The sequence below is a fragment of the Vibrio sp. 10N.222.49.C9 genome (genome assembly GCF_041474985.1).
GTDB lineage: Bacteria > Pseudomonadota > Gammaproteobacteria > Enterobacterales > Vibrionaceae > Vibrio > Vibrio crassostreae_C.
The window spans coordinates 1-301 of the sequence record NZ_JBFRVD010000958.1; the positions used below are offsets into that span (position 1 = coordinate 1).

Below are 301 nucleotides of genomic sequence, written 5' to 3' on the forward strand. Positions count from 1 at the left end.
TTTCGGCAATGCCACACGACAGCTAATTAAAGAGAAGGGCGCTTTATACTTTGTAGTATATTTGGCGCCTTTTTTGTTAAGTGCGAGCTTCATCCGACATACTCCTGAAAACATCATTAAGATTTAGATGTATTTAAACAAGGATGTTGTATGGATTTAAAACTACTGCAGGTCTTTAAAGCGGTGTACGAACAAGGCTCACTATCAGCCGCTGCTGATTATCTTGATGTGACGCAACCTGCGGTAACGGCCTCAATAAAGAAGCTTGAAGCCGCGTTGGATTACCAACTCTTCATTCGTA

At 41.5% G+C, this 301-nt stretch carries 1 protein-coding gene; it reads left to right on the forward strand.

All coding sequences use genetic code 11. From position 1 onward, the window contains the following. Positions 1–150: 150 nt before the first annotated feature. Positions 151–301: LysR family transcriptional regulator (locus AB4585_RS26400; RefSeq protein ID WP_372171716.1), on the forward strand; the 151-nt coding region annotated here is incomplete at its 3' end.